Source organism: Pseudomonas sp. LBUM1648 (genome assembly GCF_059716145.1).
The window spans coordinates 2028882-2046395 of record NZ_CP166808.1 but is presented as its reverse complement, the minus strand read 5'-3'; the positions used below and the strand labels follow the sequence as shown (position 1 = coordinate 2046395).

The window sequence follows — 17514 nt, the reverse complement described above, 5'->3', positions numbered from 1 at the left end:
ATCCAATGCGGCAAAAACTAGCCAATTCGCCCGCATCAGTCAAAGGATAAATAGACATTGTCGACAATCGTCTAATAACCCTCTTCAACAACCCCAAGGGTTATAGACCGGCTCGGGCGCTGGCGCCATAAAACCACCGTGCTAGAATGCCGCCCGCATTTGCTGGCCATTTGTACGGCTTGTCATAAAAAGCTGATAGGCACACGAAGGGCCTTGCGCAAGTTTTTGCCAGGGACCTGAACCGAAAACGGAACGCTGCGCACCAGGATTTATGAGACTCAAGCCTTTCCCCACATTTTTCGCTCTGTTCTGCCTGCCCGGCCTCGCCGCCGCGGGGGAAAAGACCGTGTACGGCCTCAACGAATACGCCGCCCTTGATGGCATCAATCTGGAAGTTGCGGCCAAACTCGACACCGGCGCGAAAACCGCCTCGCTGAGCGCCCGTGACATCAAACGTTTCAAACGCAACGGCGAGTCCTGGGTGCGCTTCTATCTGGCTATCGACGCTGCGCATTCGCACCCGATCGAGCGACCGCTGGCACGGGTCAGCAAGATCAAGCGCCGCGCCGGCGACTACGATCCGGAAGAAGGCAAGAAGTACACCGCCCGCCCGGTGATCGAGCTGGATATCTGCATGGGCACAGCGATGCGCAGCATCGAAGTGAACCTGACCGACCGAAGTGCGTTCCAATATCCGCTTTTGATCGGCTCCGAAGCGCTGAAACGCTTCGACGCGCTGGTCGACCCCAGTCTTAAATACGCTGCCGGCAAACCCGCCTGCACCATCGCCGCTCATACCGCCGAGTAATTTTCATGCGTTCTCTAACCTTCCACCTGAAAATCCTGATCACCATTCTGGTGCTGCTGGGCGTTTCGGTTACGGCCTATCAGATTTTCGTGCTCGGCATCCCCGTGACCGAAGACGCCACCGACGATTTGTGGAACATCGACGCCAAAGTCGAGTTCGTCGCCAGCACCAAGGATCCGGTAAAGATCCAGATGTTCGTGCCGCCGCTGAGCCGCGATTACGTCAGCCTCAACGAGAGCTTCATCTCCAATAACTACGGTGTGGCCGTGAACCGCGTCGACGGCAACCGAAAGGTGACATGGTCGGCACGCCGGGCCAAAGGCAACCAGACCCTGTATTACCGTCTGGTGCTGACCAAGCGTTACACCGCAGAAAAAACCAAGATCAAAGGCCCGACTTTCCGCGACAGCATGGTTATCGAAGGCCCGGAAAAAATCGCTGCCGAAGCCCTGCTCGCACCGATCCGCCAACACTCGGCCGACGTCGAAACCTTCATCGGCGAGGCGATCAAACGGGTCAACAACGTCAACGACGACAACGTGAAACTGCTGCTGGCCGGCGATACATCGACGCCGCACAAAGCCAAAATCGTCGAATTGCTGCTGTCCATCGCCCATGTCCCGGTGGAAAAAGTCCACACCATCCGCCTCGTTGCGGACCAGCCACAAACCCCTGAACTCTGGCTGCGCAGCTTCAACGGCAATGACTGGCTGTACTTCAACCCGGAAACCGGCGAACAGGGCCTGCCGACTGACCGCCTGCTGTGGTGGACCGGTGATGAGAACCTGATCACCGTCGACGGCGGCAAGAAGGCCAACGTGACCTTCAGCCTGAACAACAGCGAGATGAACGCGATTCGTCTGGCCAAGCTGACCGACGAAAACACCGACGCCAACTTCCTCGAATACTCGCTGTACGGCCTGCCGCTGCAGACCCAGCAAACGTTCATGATCATGGTGATGATCCCGATCGGCGTGCTGGTGATTCTAATCCTGCGCAACCTGATCGGCCTGCAGACCCTCGGCACGTTTACCCCGGTGTTGATCGCCCTCGCCTTCCGTGAAACGCAGTTGGGCTTCGGCATCCTGCTGTTCACCGTGATCACGGCGCTGGGCCTGTCATTACGTTCGTACCTGGAACACCTGAAGCTGCAAATGCTGCCGCGACTCTCGGTGGTACTGACCTTTGTCGTGGTGCTGATTGCCGCGATCAGCCTGTTCAGCCATAAGCTCGGCCTGGAGCGCGGTCTGTCGGTGGCACTGTTCCCGATGGTGATTCTGACCATGACCATCGAACGCCTGTCGATCACCTGGGAAGAGCGCGGTGCCAGCCATGCGATGAAAGTCGCCATCGGTACGCTGTTCGCCGCGTCCCTGGCGCACCTGATCATGACCGTGCCGGAACTGGTCTACTTCGTGTTCACCTTCCCGGCGATCCTGCTGATTCTGGTGGGTTTCATGCTGGCAATGGGTCGCTATCGCGGTTACCGCCTGACCGAGCTGGTGCGTTTCAAGGCGTTCCTGAACAAGGCTGATCACTGATGTTCGGTTTCTGGAAGACCTGGAAGGCCCTGGAAGCCCGGGGCATCATGGGCATCAATCGGCGTAACGCAGACTATGTGCTCAAGTACAACAAGCGCAGCCTGTACCCGATCGTCGATGACAAGATCATCACCAAGGAACGCGCCATCGCGGCCGGCATTCATGTGCCGGAACTGTATGGCGTGATCTCCACCGAGAAGGAAATCGACAAGCTCGGCGAGATCATCGGCGGGCGCAGCGACTTCGTGATCAAACCGGCCCAGGGCGCCGGCGGTGACGGCATCATCGTGATTGCCGACCGGTTCGAGGGACGCTACCGCACGGTGTCGGGCAAGATCCTTGCCCACGAGGAGCTGGAACATCACATCTCCAGCATCCTCACCGGCCTGTATTCGCTGGGCGGCCACCGCGATCGCGCACTGATCGAATACCGCGTGACCCCGGATCAGATCTTCAAAAGCATCAGCTACGAAGGCGTGCCGGACATCCGCATCATCGTGCTGATGGGCTACCCGGTGATGGCGATGTTACGCCTGCCGACCCGCCAGTCCGGTGGCAAAGCCAACCTGCACCAGGGCGCCATCGGTGTTGGTGTCGACCTGGCCACCGGTCTGACCCTGCGCGGCACCTGGCTGAACAACATCATCACCAAACACCCGGACACCACCAACGCGGTGGACGGCGTGCAACTGCCCTACTGGGACGGTTTCATGAAACTCGCCGCCGGCTGCTATGAGCTGTGCGGATTGGGTTACATCGGTGTCGACATGGTGCTGGATCAGGAAAAGGGCCCGCTGATTCTTGAGCTCAATGCGCGGCCGGGGCTGAATATTCAGATCGCCAATGACTGCGGGCTAACGCTGCGCACTCATGCAGTGGAAGCGCGGCTGGAAGAGCTGAAGGCACGTGGGGTGACGGAGTCGGTTGAAGAGCGGGTGGCGTTTACTCAGGAGATGTTTGGGCATATTCCTGCGGTAGAAGGCTGATCCGCGACCGAGTCGCGGCCTTCGCGAGCAGGCTCGCTCCCACATTGGAATGCATCCTCCTGTGGGAGCGAGCCTGCTCGCGAAAGCGGCTCCCCAGCCACCCCAAGGCTCAACCCTGTCGCCAATCTGCCAATCCCCGACATCCCCTCTAGGAGCAACTCCCGCAGAAGACTACAATCCCCACCCCGCCTCAACGGCCGATCTGCCCCGCCCATGTTGACTTGTTCCGTACACCCGCTGCCCTACCGTGCCAATCCCGCCGACTACTTCGCGGCAATCCGCAACGCCCCCGGCGCCGTGCTGCTCGACAGCGGCCGACCGAGTGCCGACCGTGGCCGTTATGACCTGCTCAGCGCTTGGCCGCTGGAACAACTGGCGGTCTTGCCGGACGAAAGCGGCAGCCATTTCCTGCAACGTCTGCGCGACCATCTGGGCCGTTTGGGCGAAGCGCAATTCCCTGACGCTTATGAGCTGCCGTTCGCCGGCGGGCTGATCGGTTATCTGAGTTATGACTTCGGCCGGCATCTTGAGAGTCTGCCGAGTCTGGCGCGGGATGATCTGCAATTGCCGGATGCGCGGTTCGGGCTGTATGACTGGGCATTGGTCAGCGATCACCAGGCCAGCACCAGCCAATTGGTGTTTCACCCATCGGTTGACGACAGTGAAAAACAGCGGCTGATCGCACTGTTCGCTCAGCCCATTACTGGCTCACTGACACCGTTCAAGTTAAACAACCCGATGACAGCCGATCTCTCGGCCGACGATTACCGTCAGGCGTTCGAACGTATCCAGCATTACATCCAGGCTGGCGACTGCTACCAGGTCAACTTCGCCCAGCGTTTCCGCGCGCCATGCCAGGGCGACCCATGGCAGGCCTATTGCGCACTGCGCGAAGCCTGTCCGACGCCATTTTCCGGCTTCCAGAGTTTGCCCGACGGCGGCGCTGTGCTGAGTCTGTCACCGGAGCGTTTCGTCAGAGTCAGCCAGCGCCAAGTCGAAACCCGCCCGATCAAGGGCACCCGCCCCCGTGGCCTGACGCCCGCCGAAGACGCCGCCAACGCCGCCGAACTGCTGGCCAGCCCCAAGGATCGCGCGGAAAACCTGATGATCGTCGACCTGCTGCGCAATGACCTCGGCCGCACCTGCCGCATCGGCTCGGTGCGGGTGCCGGAGTTGTTCAGCCTGGAAAGCTATCCGAACGTGCATCACCTGGTCAGCAGCGTGACCGGCGAACTGGCGCAGGATCGCGATGCGCTGGACCTGATCGCCGGCAGCTTCCCCGGCGGCTCGATCACCGGTGCGCCGAAGATTCGGGCGATGCAGATAATCGATGAGCTGGAGCCGACCCGGCGGGGGTTGTATTGCGGATCGTTGCTGTATCTGGACGTACGCGGCGAGATGGACAGCTCCATCGCCATTCGCAGTCTGTTGGTCAAGGATGGGCAGGTGTGCTGCTGGGGTGGCGGCGGGATTGTCGCGGATTCGGACTGGCAGGCTGAGTATCAGGAGTCGATTACCAAAGTGAAAATCCTCCTTCAAACCCTGCAAAACCTCTAAACGCCCCCCCCCTGTAGGAGCTGCCGCAGGCTGCGATCTTTGCCTTTAAAGATCAAAAGATCGCAGCCTGCGGCAGCTCCTACAGAGGTCGGGTTTACAGGCTGAGGTCGCGGTTCGAAGCTTTGATGAACTCCTGCTTCAACGCTTCAAACGTATGCACCGCCGGAAACTGCGGGAACTCGCGGATCACATTGTCCGGCGCATGGAACAGAATCCCCGCATCCGCCTCGCCCAGCATGGTCGTATCGTTATACGAATCACCCGCCGCAATCACCCGGTAGTACAGGCTTTTGAACGCCAGCACCGACTGCCGCTTGGGATCTTTCTGACGCAACTGATAGCTGGTCACCCGCCCGGTTTCGTCGGTAATCAGACGATGGCAAAGCAAAGTCGGGAAGCCCAGTTGACGCATCAGCGGCTGGGAAAACTCATAGAAGGTGTCCGACAGAATCACCACCTGAAAGCGCTCACGCAGCCAGTTGACGAACTCCACCGCGCCATCCAGCGGTTTCAGTGTGGCGATCACTTCCTGAATGTCCGAGAGCTTCAAGCCATGCTCATTAAGAATGCGCAGACGCTGCTTCATCAGCACGTCGTAATCGGGAATGTCCCGGGTGGTGGCCTTGAGGGATTCGATTCCGGTTTTTTCAGCGAAGGCGATCCAGATTTCCGGCACCAGTACCCCTTCAAGATCCAGGCAAGCAATTTCCACAAGACACTCCCGTTTGTATTGATTATTGAGTCGAGCGAGCCCGAACTCTAGCGGCTCCACCAAAGCCGCGCAACGCACAGCACGTCCCGCCCGGCGCCGCTTTTTGTTACCATCGCCGCCATATAGAGCGCCCAGCGCCACCGACCTGTAGGAAGCCGCCCTGATGAGCCCAACGTTCGATGTCGTGGAACTCGCCACGACCTATGCCAACAAATCCGCCCAAGACATCCTGAAACTCGCGTTTGCCGAGTTCGGTGATGACCTGTGGATATCTTTCAGCGGCGCCGAGGATGTGGTGCTGGTGGACATGGCCTGGAAGCTGAACAAGAACGTCAAGGTCTTCAGTCTCGACACCGGCCGCCTGCATCCGGAGACCTATCGCTTTATCGATCAGGTGCGCGAGCACTACAAGATCGACATCGAACTGGTCTCGCCGGACTACACGAAACTGGAACCGTTCGTGAAGGAAAAAGGCTTGTTCAGCTTCTACAAGGACGGCCACGGCGAGTGCTGCGGGATCCGCAAGATCGAACCGCTGCGGCGCAAACTGTCCGGCGTCAAAGCCTGGGCCACCGGCCAACGCCGCGACCAGAGCCCGGGCACTCGCAGTGCCGTGGCGGTGATGGAAATCGACACCGCGTTCTCCACACCGGAGCGCACCCTGTACAAGTTCAACCCGCTGGCGCAGATGACCAGCGAAGAGATCTGGGGCTACATCCGCATGCTGGAACTGCCATACAACAGCCTGCACGAGCGCGGCTTCATCAGCATCGGTTGCGAGCCGTGCACCCGCCCTGTCCTGCCGAACCAGCACGAGCGCGAAGGCCGCTGGTGGTGGGAAGAAGCGACCCAGAAAGAATGCGGATTGCATGCGGGGAATATCATCAGCAAGGGGTAAACCTCTGCCCCGATGATTTCCCCTTGTGCTTTGTGAAACCTCAAAAAATGTGTACACACGAATGTCACCATCAGTGCCATTTATGTGTGCACTTTTTATTTTCGCGCCCTGAAAAGTTACATCCCGCCTGAATCTCCCTTCCTTCTGCCCCTCGCCACGATACCGCGCAAAAAATAAATACCTGGCCAATCGGTCAATTTATATCGGCGTCGATTCAGTCACTTAGCAATCAGAAATAACATTTCAAAATCAGCGATGGCCTTCATGGATCGGCAATTGGCACACATCTGGCTTTAGTGCATACATGTTTTGTATACAAAACTGCAAAACATGCACACCTTCGATCCGCAAGCCTGAAGCGCCCTATCCCGTACAGGCTGCAGATGCCCCGTAACCAGTGATGCTTTCACTGCCGCGACGAAGATATGTCGAGCCTGGCGGCTCATGCACAGTCATCGCGGCCCTGAACATCAGGAGCCTGCCGGAATGCGTACAAGTCTCTCCAACAACATCGCGCTGAATCTGCCCTCCTCTGCACTCGATCAACCTTTGCCACATGACGGACTGGTCGAGCCGCTGCATCTGAGCCCTCGTCTGCACAACAGCGATCTGGCACCGACCAAGGCCGAAGGCCGACGCTGGGGCAAATACAGCATCTTCGCCCTGTGGACGAACGACGTGCACAACATCGCCAACTACTCGTTCGCTATCGGCCTCTACGCCCTGGGCCTGGGGGGCTGGCAGATTTTGCTGTCGCTGGGGATCGGCGCGGCGCTGGTGTATTTCTTCATGAATCTGTCCGGCTACATGGGGCAGAAAACCGGGGTGCCGTTTCCGGTGATCAGCCGGATCAGTTTCGGCATCCACGGGGCGCAAATTCCTGCGCTGATACGGGCAGTTATCGCCATCGCCTGGTTCGGGATTCAGACGTATCTGGCGTCGGTTGTTTTCAGGGTTTTACTCACGGCGGTGCATCCCGGCTTCGCGGAATACGACCACAACTCGATCCTCGGCCTGTCGACGCTGGGCTGGGTGTGCTTCGTGGCAATCTGGTTCGTGCAACTGGTGATCCTCGCCTACGGCATGGAAATGGTCCGCCGTTACGAAGGGTTTGCCGGGCCGGTGATTTTGCTGACCGTCGCCGCCCTCGCCGCCTGGATGTACACGCAAGCCAACGCAACCATCGCCTGGTCGATCCGCGAACCGCTGAGCGGTGGCGAGATGTGGCGCAACATCTTTGCCGGCGGCGCACTGTGGCTGGCGATCTACGGCACGCTGATCCTCAACTTCTGTGACTTCGCCCGCTCCTCGCCCTGCCGCAAAACCATCAAAGTCGGAAATTTCTGGGGTTTGCCGGTGAACATTCTGCTGTTCGCCGCGATCACCGTCCTGCTGTGCGGCGCGCAATTTCAAATCAACGGCCGGATCATCGAAAGCCCGACCGAGATCATCGCTTCGATTCCCAACACCTTCTTCCTGGTGCTGGGTTGCCTGGCGTTCCTGATCGTCACCGTGGCGGTGAACATCATGGCCAACTTCGTTGCCCCGGCGTTCGTGCTGAGCAACCTGGCGCCCAAGTACCTGACCTTCCGCCGCGCCGGGATGATCAGCGCGACCATCGCGGTGCTGATCCTGCCGTGGAACCTCTACAACAGCCCGTTGGTGATCGTGTACTTCCTGTCCGGCCTCGGCGCCCTGCTCGGCCCGTTGTACGGGGTGATCATGGTCGACTACTGGTTGATCCGCAAAGGCCGGATCAACGTCCCGCAACTCTACAGCGAAGACCCGAACGGCACTTATTACTACAGCCGTGGCGTCAATTTCCGCGCCGTGGCGGCATTTATTCCGGCGGCACTGATCGCCATCGTCCTGGCGCTGGTACCGGGGTTCCACAGTATTTCGCCGTTCTCCTGGCTGATCGGTGCCGGGATCGCCGGAACTCTCTACCTGATCATCGCCAAACGCGAACCGCACTACGCCGACGTCAGCGGCGAATCCTTCGCGGTCGATAACGCCTGTCACTAAATCCTCGCGGCCCGCCTTTCGGGCCGCTGAACCACCCTGCCAAAAAGGACTTCCCATGCGTATTCTCGTGGTCAACGTCAACACCACCGAATCCATCACCCAGGCCATCGCCCGCTCGGCGCAGGCTGTCGCGTCACCCGGTACAGAGATTGTCGGACTCACGCCGTATTTCGGCGCCGATTCGATTGAAGGCAACTTTGAAAGCTACCTGGCCGCCATCGCCGTGATGGATCGGGTGATGTCCTATGACCAGCCGTTCGATGCGGTGATTCAGGCCGGCTATGGCGAACATGGCCGCGAAGGCTTGCAGGAATTGCTCAATGTACCGGTGGTGGACATCACTGACGCGGCGGCCAGTACGGCGATGTTTCTCGGGCATGCGTATTCAGTCGTCACTACGCTGGATCGCACCGTGCCGCTGATCGAGGATCGGCTGAAACTCTCCGGTCTTTGGGATCGTTGCGCGTCGGTGCGGGCCAGTGGTTTGGCCGTGCTGGAACTGGAACATGAGCCGCAACGTGCGCTGGAGGCGATCGTGCATCAGGCTGAATTGGCGGTTACGCAGGACAAGGCCGAGGTGATTTGCCTGGGTTGTGGCGGCATGGCCGGACTTGATGAACAGATACGTCGCCGCACCGGGGTGCCGGTGGTGGATGGGGTGACGGCGGCGGTGACGATTGCTGAGGCGCTGGTGCGTTTGGGGTTGTCGACGTCCAAGGTGCGGACTTATGCGACGCCTCGGCCGAAGAAAATCATTGGCTGGCCGGAGCGGTTTGCACGATAAGACCGCGTTATCGTTTATCGCGAGCAGGCACACTCCTACAGGGTTAGTGTCGTGCCTGAAATCTGTGAGCAACATCGATCCTGTAGGAGTGAGCCTGCTCGCGATGGCCGCCATTCGGTTAAAAGCCAAACTCAGAGAGCACTGAACCGCCGCGCCAACCCCTGCTGCGCAAACTGCTCAATCACAAAATCGACAAACGCCCGAGTCTTGCCCGGCAACAATTTATGTTCGGCGTAGTAGATCGAAATGTTGCCGTCATCGATGTACCACTCCGGCAGCACGCGCTGTAACGTACCCGCCTCGAGATAACCCACGGCAAACGGCATGCTGACCAGTGCAATCCCCAAACCTTGCGCCGCCGTCGCGCAGGCGGCCTCGGAGTCGCTCATGGTCATTCGCGTCTTGAGGGTCAATGGTCGACAGAGCTGACTGCCATTACTGATCAATTGCCAAGAGCGTACTCGACCGGTTTGCGGCGACCGAATCAGAATGCCATCGTGGTATTGCAGGTCATCCGGCTCGATGATCGCTGCGTGCTTTTCCAGGTAGTCAGCAGACGCCACCAACACTCGATGTGCGGGTGCCAATTTGCGTGCGACGACGCCTTGGGGCAATTCAAATCCCCCGCCAATCGCCGCATCGAAACCCTGCCCGATCAAATCGACCTGACGGTTATCAAAATGCCAATCAGGGTTGATCGCCGGAAATCGACGTAAAAACTCTTCCAGCAACGGCACGACATACAAGCGCCCGAACACCGTGCCCATACTGACTTTCAAAGTTCCCGCTGGCAGGCCTTCGACACTGGCCAGATTGGCCACGGCGTTCTGGATCGTGGTCAGACTGGCACTGACCTGACTCAAAAACAGCTGCCCCGCCTCAGTCAACGTCAGGCTGCGGGTGCTGCGCTGAAACAACCGCACGCCTAGCTTCGCTTCGAGTTTCGCCACGCTTTTGCCGACCGCTGCCGGGGTCAGGCTCAAACGCCGCGCCGCTTCGGCAAAACTGCCAACTTCGGCGCTGCGCACGAAGCATTCGATACTGTTAAAGTTTTCCATGGTCGCCACTGTAAACTTTTGGTTTACACAGACTATAGCAATCATGGGCTAGTGGGTTGTGGATCAGAGGTCGATACTCGGCTCCAACAACAAGGCATCTCGCCTTGAATATTCTGGAGATCGAACATGACCACTCAACACCTCAGCGGCAAAGTCGCTCTGATTCAAGGCGGTTCCCGTGGTATCGGCGCCGCGATCGTCAAACGTCTGGCCGCTGAAGGCGCTGCAGTTGCCTTCACCTACGTCAGCTCTACCGCAAAAGCTGAAGAGTTGCAGAACAGCATCACCGCAAATGGCGGCAAAGCCCTGGCGATCAAGGCTGACAGCGCCGACGCCGCTGCCATCCGCCATGCGGTCAGCGCCACCGTCGAAGCCTTTGGCCGCCTCGACATTCTGGTCAACAACGCCGGCGTACTGGCCGTCGCCCCACTGGAAGACTTCAAACTGGAAGATTTCGACCAGACCGTAGCGATCAACATTCGCAGCGTATTCATCGCCTCCCAGGAAGCCGCCAAACACATGGGCGAAGGCGCGCGAATCATCAACATCGGCAGCACCAACGCCGACCGCATGCCCTTCGCCGGTGGCGGTGTGTATGCGATGAGCAAATCGGCGCTGGTCGGCCTGACCAAAGGCCTGGCCCGCGATCTCGGCCCACGCGGTATCACCATCAACAACGTGCAGCCTGGCCCGGTCGACACTGACATGAACCCGGCGCACGGTGACTTCGCCGAAAGCCTGATTCCGTTGATGGCCGTGGGTCGCTACGGCAAAGCCGAAGAAATCGCCGGTTTCGTCGCTTATCTGGCAGGCCCGGAAGCCGGGTACATCACCGGTGCCAGCCTGACCATCGACGGTGGTTTCGGCGCCTGATTTGACTGAGTTACCTGTACGAAAAACGCCGCCCCTCCTTTAACTGAGGGGCGGCGTTTTTGTTTATAGCTTTATGGCCCGATCAAGCCCATTCCAGTGCCGGCAAACCACAAGCGCTCGGGGTGAACGCTTTCAACGAGCGAAGAATCCCGTCGGCGTGTGCGTATTTTTCATCGGCCATGGCGGCATCCGGAATGGCGATGGCGGTCATGCCCGCCGCTTTCGCCGCGGTCACGCCAAACGGCGAATCTTCGAACACCAGACAATCCTCGGGCGCGACACCCAGACGCCGGGCCGCCGTGAGGAAAATATCCGGCGCAGGTTTGGCTGCACCCACTTCCGGATCGTCCGCCGTGACGATGAAATCGAACAGCGCGAACCAGTCGCGGTGCAACGTGGTTTTCTGACCGAACGACTGACGCGACGAACTGGTGCCCACAGCGATTGGAATGTTGTGCGCCTTGAGGTGGCGAACCAATTCCTCCGCACCGGGCATGGCTTGCGCCGTGGGGAAACGCTCACGCATCAGCGGCTCTCGGATCACCAGAAACTCTTCGGCGGTGATCGGCAGATCCAGCGCCTGCACCACGTAGTTGGCCAGATCGTTGGCACCGCGGCCAATGATGTTCTGCTTGATGCTCCAGTCGAAAGTCCGCCCGTAACGCCCGGCAATCAGCGAGGTGACCTCGGTGTAAATGCCCTCGGTGTCCAGCAGCAAACCGTCCATATCGAAAATCACGGCCTTGATCGGGCCGAACGCCTTCAGCGGTGCATTCATCATCGGATCCGTTATCAAAGACATCCCGGGCGGCGAATAGCGCCGCTGCTCGGATCTGATTAATGGGTTCAGCAGCATAACGAGCGCAACGGGCATTGAGCAACGGGCAATGTCCGCTGGGGCGCTGAACGACTCGTGAGTATTTAGCGAAAAGTCCTACAGACATCCCCTACTTGCCCGACTTCTTTACTTTTTGATCCCCCGCAAAGTCCGCGCACCTCTTTTGACGTGCGCGAGTGCCTGCGAATGTTCCAAACCGATCGGCTTCTGGCCTTGAACAACAGCATCGGCCTGCTGGTGGTTGCCGCCCTGAATCCAGAACACCCGGACTTCGAAACGTTGATCCGGGAGTTTCGCCTGTGCCTGAACAACTACGACGCCTGGGCCGAACAATTCTGGACGGGGTCGATGCTGGACATCGAGCAGGTGTTCAGAGTCGGCAACGACGTTCACCTCAGTGCGCCGGTCAAAAGCCGTAAACCCATCAGTTCATCCGTATTCATGTGCCCCGCCAGCGGCCCGTTGACCCTGGTGCACATGTTCGAGGCTGCGCGCTTCGTCCCCATCGGCAACACCCCACTGACGCTCGAACCGGTGATGTCCGATGTCGGCGGCGTTCTGACCTTCGGCGCCCCGCAGCACTATGAAATCGGACCGAGCGGCATTCTGGAGGTGACCGACTGCGACCGGGGCCAGCGTTATCGCATCACCTTCTTTCCCGATGTTTCCAGCCAGCATGTGCAAGCGCTGTATGCCTCTTATCAAGGCATGCTCGACGGGCTGGAAGTCTGGTTGCGCCAGGAGTGGGACGGGTTTCAGCCACTGTGGACAGAGTTCTCCAGTGCAGGATTTCTCGACCGTTACGGCCAATTGCAACAGGCGGATTGGCGCGGATTCGAGAAGGCCCTGCACGGTGTCTGGGATGACATCAAGCAACTGTTCGCCCTGCTCGCCGACTTGCAAGCCAACAGCGAAAAGCTGCTGGAGTACCTGACCGAGGTCGAACTGGACGCTTTGCTGGAGGCGTCCAGCGAAGCCATTGCCAACGGTTTGTTGATCCTCAGCGACGAGCCGCTGCTGTTTATTCATCTGGCGGCCTTCACCAGTTGGCTGAGGATGCTGCCACCGCAGTACCTCGCGGAGGTGGTAGCCGAGGTTCGTGTCGAACTGTTAATCAGCTTTCTGTTGATGCGGGTATCGGGCGGCGTCGGCGTGCCACTGCGGTTGAGCAGCAAAGTGCTCGCGAAGATCAAATCGCCACGCGCGCGGGAATGGCTGGCGGCTTCTGCGTTGCGCCTGGCGGAACTGAGCTCTGCGCCCGAACTGAGCAAGCACGCAAGCGCACTGAAACCACTGATGCTCAATGTGCGTGACGTTGAGTTGAAACCGACGCCGTCGATACCGCTGAACATTCGTCAGGCGGATTCCTTGGTGTTGACGGTGCCGAACCCGGCGCCTCTCGCACGGGACAAGTCGCATGGCATGAGCCGGATGGAGCGCCATGAGCCACGCGATGACGCCTCCGATCAAGCGAAAAACCCCAACGGCAACAGCGCCGACTGTGTGCCCTCGACCTGCACCAACGGCTGCCCGGTGTCGATGGTTACCGGTGAGGAACTGCTGACCCTGACTGACGGCACGCTCGATGGATTGCTGCCGTTCGATTTCACCCGCTTGTATCGCACCAGCGCGGCCGAAATCGATGTCGGGCTGGGGTTTGGCTGGAGCCATTCGCTGGCGCATCGGCTGGAGTTTGAGGGCGATTTTGTTGTTTGGGTCGATCACGAAAATCGGCGCACGCGGTTTCCGTTGCCGAGTGTGGAGCGGCCGGCGATTCACAACAGTCTGTCGCGGGCGGCGATTTTTCTTGGAGATGAGCCTGAGGAACTGATTCTTGCGCTGGCGGGGGACACGGCGCGGTTTTATCACTTTCGGGCTGGGCGGCTAACGGCGGTCAGTGATGGGTATGGCAATCGTCTGCGCATCTCTCGGGATCGTCAGGATCGTATTGAGCGGCTGGATAACGGGGCGGGTCGATCGCTATTACTGCGCTACGACCGCCAGCATTTGGTGGCCGTCGATTATCAGTCGTTTCAGTTGGCTGAATGGACGACTGAACAAACCCTCGTCAGTTATCGCTACGACGCTTATCAACACCTGATCGAAGCGTGTAACGCCGTTGGCGACAGCGAGCGTTACGACTACGACGATCAGCACGTCATCCTCCAGCGTCAGTTGACCGGTGGGGCGAGTTTTTTCTGGGAATGGGAACGCGCCGGCAAGGCTGCCCGATGCGTGCGGCACTGGGCGTCGTTCTCGCAGATGGACACGCGTTACGTCTGGGATGACAACGGCAGCGTGGCGGTGCATTACGTCGATGGCACCGAAGAAACCTACGTGCACGACGAGCGTGCGCGGCTGGTGCGCAAGGTCGAGGCCGACGGTGGCGAGCACCTCAAGGCCTACGACGACGCGGGGCGTTTGATCGCCGAGCAGGGTCCGCTCGGCGCGGTCACCGAATACCGTTACGACGACGTCGGACGCCTGATCGCGCTGCTTCCGCCGGACGACGAGCCAACGTCCTACGAGTACCGCAACGGTTTCCTGCACAGCCGCTCTCGCGGCGAGGCGGTGTGGACGTACCGGCGCAATGCCCAGGGCGATGTCACCGAGGCGGTTGATCCAGACGGGCAGGTCACCCATTACCACTACGATGCGCGTGGGCAGTTGCTGTCGATCCGCTATCCGGACACTGGTCGGCATGTGCTGGTCTGGAACGCTCTCGGCCAGTTGGTTGAAGAAACCCTGCCCGACGGCGGTGTGCGGCGCTTTTCCTACGATGCGCTGGGGCGGCGGACCACCAGTCAGGACGAACACGGTGCGCTCACGCGTCAGCACTGGGATGCCGTGGGCCGACTAATTCAGACGACGTCTCCGGGCGGCAGCACCCGCGCCTACAGCTACGGCGCCTATAACCAGGTCACCGCCGAACGTGACGAACTCGGCCGCATCACCCGTTACGAATATGACGACGATCTGCATCTGGTCTCACGCCGAATCAACCCCGACGGTACGCGGGTGCAATACCGCTACGACCATGCACAACTTCTGCTCACCGAAATCGAAAACGAGTCCGGCGAAAAGTACCGTCTGGACTACACGCCGACCGGACTGATCCGACAGGAAACCGGCTTCGACGGCCGCCGCACGGCGTACGCCTATGACCTCAACGGTCATCTGCTGGAAAAGACCGAATTCGGCGATGACGGCTCGACGTTGGTCACCGGATACGAACGCGATACCGCCGGTCGCCTGCTGGTCAAAACCCTGCCCGACGGGATCAAGGTTGCATACCGCTATGACCGCCTCGGTCGTTTGGTCGGTGTCGACGACGGCCAGAAACATCCACTGGCCTTTGAGTACGACCTGCAAGATCGGCTGATCACCGAGCATCAGGGCTGGGGCACCCTGCGTTACACCTACGACGCCTGCGGCCAGCTCAAACGCATGCGCCTGCCGGACAACAGCAAACTCGATTACCACCACGCCAAGGGCGGTGCGCTGAGAGCCATCGACCTCAACGGCGCGTCACTGACGCGCCACGTCTATCAGTCAGGACGCGAGCAACAACGCCAGCAAGGCCTGCTGCTCAGCGAATACACCTACGACGATCAGGGTCGCTTGCTCGCCCATGCCGTAGGCCATCAGCACGATTCGCTGTATCGCCGCGACTATGCCTACAGCGCCAACGGTAATCTCGAGCACATCGCCGACACCCGCCACGGCCAGCGCACCTACGGCTACGACGCCCTCGACCGTTTGATTCGCGTCCGCCACTCACGCGACGAACTGCCGGAATCCTTCGCCCACGACCCAGCCGGCAACCTGCTGATGCAGGATCGCCCCGGCCCGACGCAGATCAAGGGCAACCGCCTGCTGATGCAGGGCGACCGCCACTACGACTACGACGCCTTCGGCAACCTGATCCGCGAACGCCGCGGCACCGCGCAGAAACTCGTCACCGAATACCGCTACGACTGCCAACACCGCCTCATCGGCCTGACCCGCCCCGACGGCAAAACCGCCCGTTACCGCTACGACGCCTTCAACCGGCGCATCAGCAAAACCGTCGACGGCGCCACCACCGAGTTCTTCTGGCAAGGCGATAACCTCGTCGCCGAAAGCAGCCAAACCCACCACCGCAGCTACGTCTACGAACCCGGCACCTTCCGCCCGCTGGCGCTGCTCGACGGCAAAGGCCCGAAGCGCGCCTGCCCGTTCTACTACCAACTCGACCACCTCGGCACCCCACAGGAACTCACCGACTACAGCGGCGAAATCGTCTGGTCGGCGCAATACGACGCCTACGGCAAAGTTGCCGCGCTGACCCTCGCCGCCGAGGAATACCTCGACCAGCCACTGCGGTTTCAGGGGCAGTATTTCGATGGGGAGAGCGGACTGCATTACAACCGGCACCGGTATTACGACCCACGGCTGGGCCGGTATCTGACGCCGGACCCGATCAAGTTGGCGGGTGGGTTGAATCAGTACCAGTACGTGCCGAATCCAACGGGGTGGGTGGATCCGTTGGGGTTGAGTGATTGTCCGGGTGGGGACAATTGCGGAAAACCTTCACGTGAAGTCAACACTTTTAGCAACGTTCGTGTAGAGGAAGGGGCACCTGCAACTCCAGCCCCAATACAAGAAAACCATTATTTGTACCGCGGTGATGATCGAGAACCATGGGAAATTTTCGATGCTGGGTTTGAACCGTGGGGCGATAGTAAAGATCTTTTCCTGCATGCTTTGGATAATAAAATTCCTCCAAGCTGGTACGTGAGTACTTCTTTTTCAGAAAAGCAGGCAACAAAATTTGCAACGGGCTACGGCATTGCCGACGGCTATATATATGTCCTGAAGAACGTTAAAGGGATTGACGTAAACAAAGAACTTGGTGCCCTTTCACCCCATCGACGTGAAGTAGAAATTGCAGTCCCAGGGGGCATTAAAAGTCAAGATATAGTAGGAGCCACGCCAGTCTACGAAGATGGCAGCTATAAAGGTTATTCAGTGCTCAACCCAAACAGGAGCAAACAATGAAACCGATAGAAATCCAGATTAAAACAGCTCAAGGGCTGGAAGCAGCCCTTATTGAATGTGACAGAAGGAATAGGGCACTAACTTTTACAAGAAAAGATGGCCTAAAAAAAATCTATACGTCTTACGACATGTTTGGCTGTTTCGGTGCGCTGAGGTCAGAATTTCCGGGAGTTACGTTTTTATGTAAGGGCTCTAAAATAAACGTTTATCCATCGGGTATGAGCTCACAAATGTCCTGCGGACTTGTTGCGTACGAACTCCGTGAAGGACGACCCACAGAAGAGGAAGATATTGTCCGAATTTTCGATTACGAGGACAGAGACCTAACAAACAACATAGAGGATCAAAAGGCCTTCTATCGTTCATGGTTAAAGTCTTTTTAGTTTGTAAGGAT

The 17514-nt window shown here is 59.0% G+C and carries 13 protein-coding genes; 10 read left to right on the top strand and 3 right to left on the bottom strand.

The window, feature by feature from the left end:
• The first annotated feature begins 271 nt into the window (after window positions 1-271).
• The 4 genes from rloA (at window position 272) to pabB (ending at window position 4892) form a co-directional block, all read left to right on the top strand.
• Entirely contained in the window at window positions 272-808 is a 537-nt protein-coding gene (rloA, locus tag ACA043_RS09460) for a retropepsin-like aspartic peptidase RloA (RefSeq protein WP_489878652.1), read from the top strand.
• Between the two features lie 5 nt (window positions 809-813).
• Entirely contained in the window at window positions 814-2349 is a 1536-nt protein-coding gene (gene rloB, locus ACA043_RS09455; protein ID WP_187680644.1) for an osmotic stress tolerance membrane protein RloB, read from the top strand.
• Window positions 2349-3335: an alpha-L-glutamate ligase-like protein gene (locus tag ACA043_RS09450; RefSeq protein WP_095189425.1), complete on the top strand. Its 987-nt coding sequence runs from the start codon at window positions 2349-2351 to the stop codon at window positions 3333-3335. The genes rloB and ACA043_RS09450 overlap by 1 nt, the downstream gene beginning before the upstream one ends.
• A 213-nt stretch (window positions 3336-3548) precedes the next feature.
• Window positions 3549-4892 (top strand): aminodeoxychorismate synthase component I, encoded by a 1344-nt coding sequence (gene pabB, locus ACA043_RS09445; RefSeq protein WP_497659043.1) that lies wholly within the window; start codon window positions 3549-3551, stop codon window positions 4890-4892.
• A gap of 94 nt (window positions 4893-4986) precedes the next feature.
• Here the strand turns inward: pabB and thrH are convergent, their stop codons facing one another.
• Window positions 4987-5604 (bottom strand): bifunctional phosphoserine phosphatase/homoserine phosphotransferase ThrH, encoded by a 618-nt coding sequence (thrH, locus tag ACA043_RS09440; RefSeq protein WP_497659042.1) that lies wholly within the window; start codon window positions 5602-5604, stop codon window positions 4987-4989.
• Between the two features lie 163 nt (window positions 5605-5767).
• Here thrH and ACA043_RS09435 point away from each other — a divergent pair, with 163 nt between their 5' ends.
• The 3 genes from ACA043_RS09435 to ACA043_RS09425 all read left to right on the top strand — a co-directional run bounded on the left by ACA043_RS09435 (window position 5768) and on the right by ACA043_RS09425 (window position 9311).
• A complete protein-coding gene (locus ACA043_RS09435) occupies window positions 5768-6502 on the top strand; it encodes a phosphoadenylyl-sulfate reductase (protein ID WP_347907781.1) in 735 nt (244 codons plus the stop codon).
• Between the two features lie 486 nt (window positions 6503-6988).
• Window positions 6989-8527: an NCS1 family nucleobase:cation symporter-1 gene (locus ACA043_RS09430; RefSeq protein ID WP_497659041.1), complete on the top strand. Its 1539-nt coding sequence runs from the start codon at window positions 6989-6991 to the stop codon at window positions 8525-8527.
• A 55-nt stretch (window positions 8528-8582) separates the two neighbouring features.
• A complete protein-coding gene (locus tag ACA043_RS09425) occupies window positions 8583-9311 on the top strand; it encodes an aspartate/glutamate racemase family protein (RefSeq protein WP_497659040.1) in 729 nt (242 codons plus the stop codon).
• A 131-nt stretch (window positions 9312-9442) separates the two neighbouring features.
• Here ACA043_RS09425 and ACA043_RS09420 read toward each other — a convergent pair whose 3' ends face one another.
• Window positions 9443-10369, bottom strand: a complete 927-nt coding sequence (locus ACA043_RS09420; RefSeq protein WP_497659039.1) for a LysR family transcriptional regulator — start codon at window positions 10367-10369, stop codon at window positions 9443-9445.
• A 126-nt stretch (window positions 10370-10495) separates the two neighbouring features.
• Here ACA043_RS09420 and ACA043_RS09415 point away from each other — a divergent pair, with 126 nt between their 5' ends.
• On the top strand, window positions 10496-11242 hold the full coding sequence (locus ACA043_RS09415) for a 3-oxoacyl-ACP reductase family protein (RefSeq protein WP_187680108.1): 747 nt from the start codon (window positions 10496-10498) through the stop codon (window positions 11240-11242).
• Between the two features lie 82 nt (window positions 11243-11324).
• On the opposite strand, the gene ACA043_RS09410 is transcribed toward ACA043_RS09415, so the two are convergent.
• Complete coding sequence (locus ACA043_RS09410) at window positions 11325-12020, bottom strand: HAD-IA family hydrolase (protein ID WP_489878648.1); 696 nt, start codon at window positions 12018-12020, stop codon at window positions 11325-11327.
• A gap of 246 nt (window positions 12021-12266) precedes the next feature.
• On the opposite strand from ACA043_RS09410, the gene ACA043_RS09405 reads away from it, so the two are divergent.
• Window positions 12267-17120 carry an RHS repeat-associated core domain-containing protein gene (locus tag ACA043_RS09405; RefSeq protein ID WP_497659038.1) on the top strand — a complete coding sequence of 1618 codons (4854 nt, stop codon included), beginning with the start codon at window positions 12267-12269 and terminating at the stop codon, window positions 17118-17120.
• Window positions 17117-17503, top strand: coding sequence for a hypothetical protein (locus ACA043_RS09400; RefSeq protein WP_489878646.1), 387 nt, complete (start codon window positions 17117-17119; stop codon window positions 17501-17503). The genes ACA043_RS09405 and ACA043_RS09400 overlap by 4 nt, the downstream gene beginning before the upstream one ends.
• The last annotated feature ends 11 nt before the right edge of the window (window positions 17504-17514 follow it).

Bases quoted from the DNA above. Each gene is read 5' to 3' on its own strand.
- rloA (WP_489878652.1), top strand. From the start codon at position 272: ATGAGACTCAAGCCTTTCCCCACATTTTTCGCTCTGTTCTGCCTGCCC.
- rloB (WP_187680644.1), top strand. From the start codon at position 814: ATGCGTTCTCTAACCTTCCACCTGAAAATCCTGATCACCATTCTGGTG.
- ACA043_RS09450 (WP_095189425.1), top strand. From the start codon at position 2,349: ATGTTCGGTTTCTGGAAGACCTGGAAGGCCCTGGAAGCCCGGGGCATC.
- pabB (WP_497659043.1), top strand. From the start codon at position 3,549: ATGTTGACTTGTTCCGTACACCCGCTGCCCTACCGTGCCAATCCCGCC.
- ACA043_RS09435 (WP_347907781.1), top strand. From the start codon at position 5,768: ATGAGCCCAACGTTCGATGTCGTGGAACTCGCCACGACCTATGCCAAC.
- ACA043_RS09430 (WP_497659041.1), top strand. From the start codon at position 6,989: ATGCGTACAAGTCTCTCCAACAACATCGCGCTGAATCTGCCCTCCTCT.
- ACA043_RS09425 (WP_497659040.1), top strand. From the start codon at position 8,583: ATGCGTATTCTCGTGGTCAACGTCAACACCACCGAATCCATCACCCAG.
- ACA043_RS09420 (WP_497659039.1), bottom strand. From the start codon at position 10,369: ATGGAAAACTTTAACAGTATCGAATGCTTCGTGCGCAGCGCCGAAGTT.
- ACA043_RS09415 (WP_187680108.1), top strand. From the start codon at position 10,496: ATGACCACTCAACACCTCAGCGGCAAAGTCGCTCTGATTCAAGGCGGT.
- ACA043_RS09410 (WP_489878648.1), bottom strand. From the start codon at position 12,020: ATGAATGCACCGCTGAAGGCGTTCGGCCCGATCAAGGCCGTGATTTTC.
- ACA043_RS09405 (WP_497659038.1), top strand. From the start codon at position 12,267: ATGTTCCAAACCGATCGGCTTCTGGCCTTGAACAACAGCATCGGCCTG.
- ACA043_RS09400 (WP_489878646.1), top strand. From the start codon at position 17,117: ATGAAACCGATAGAAATCCAGATTAAAACAGCTCAAGGGCTGGAAGCA.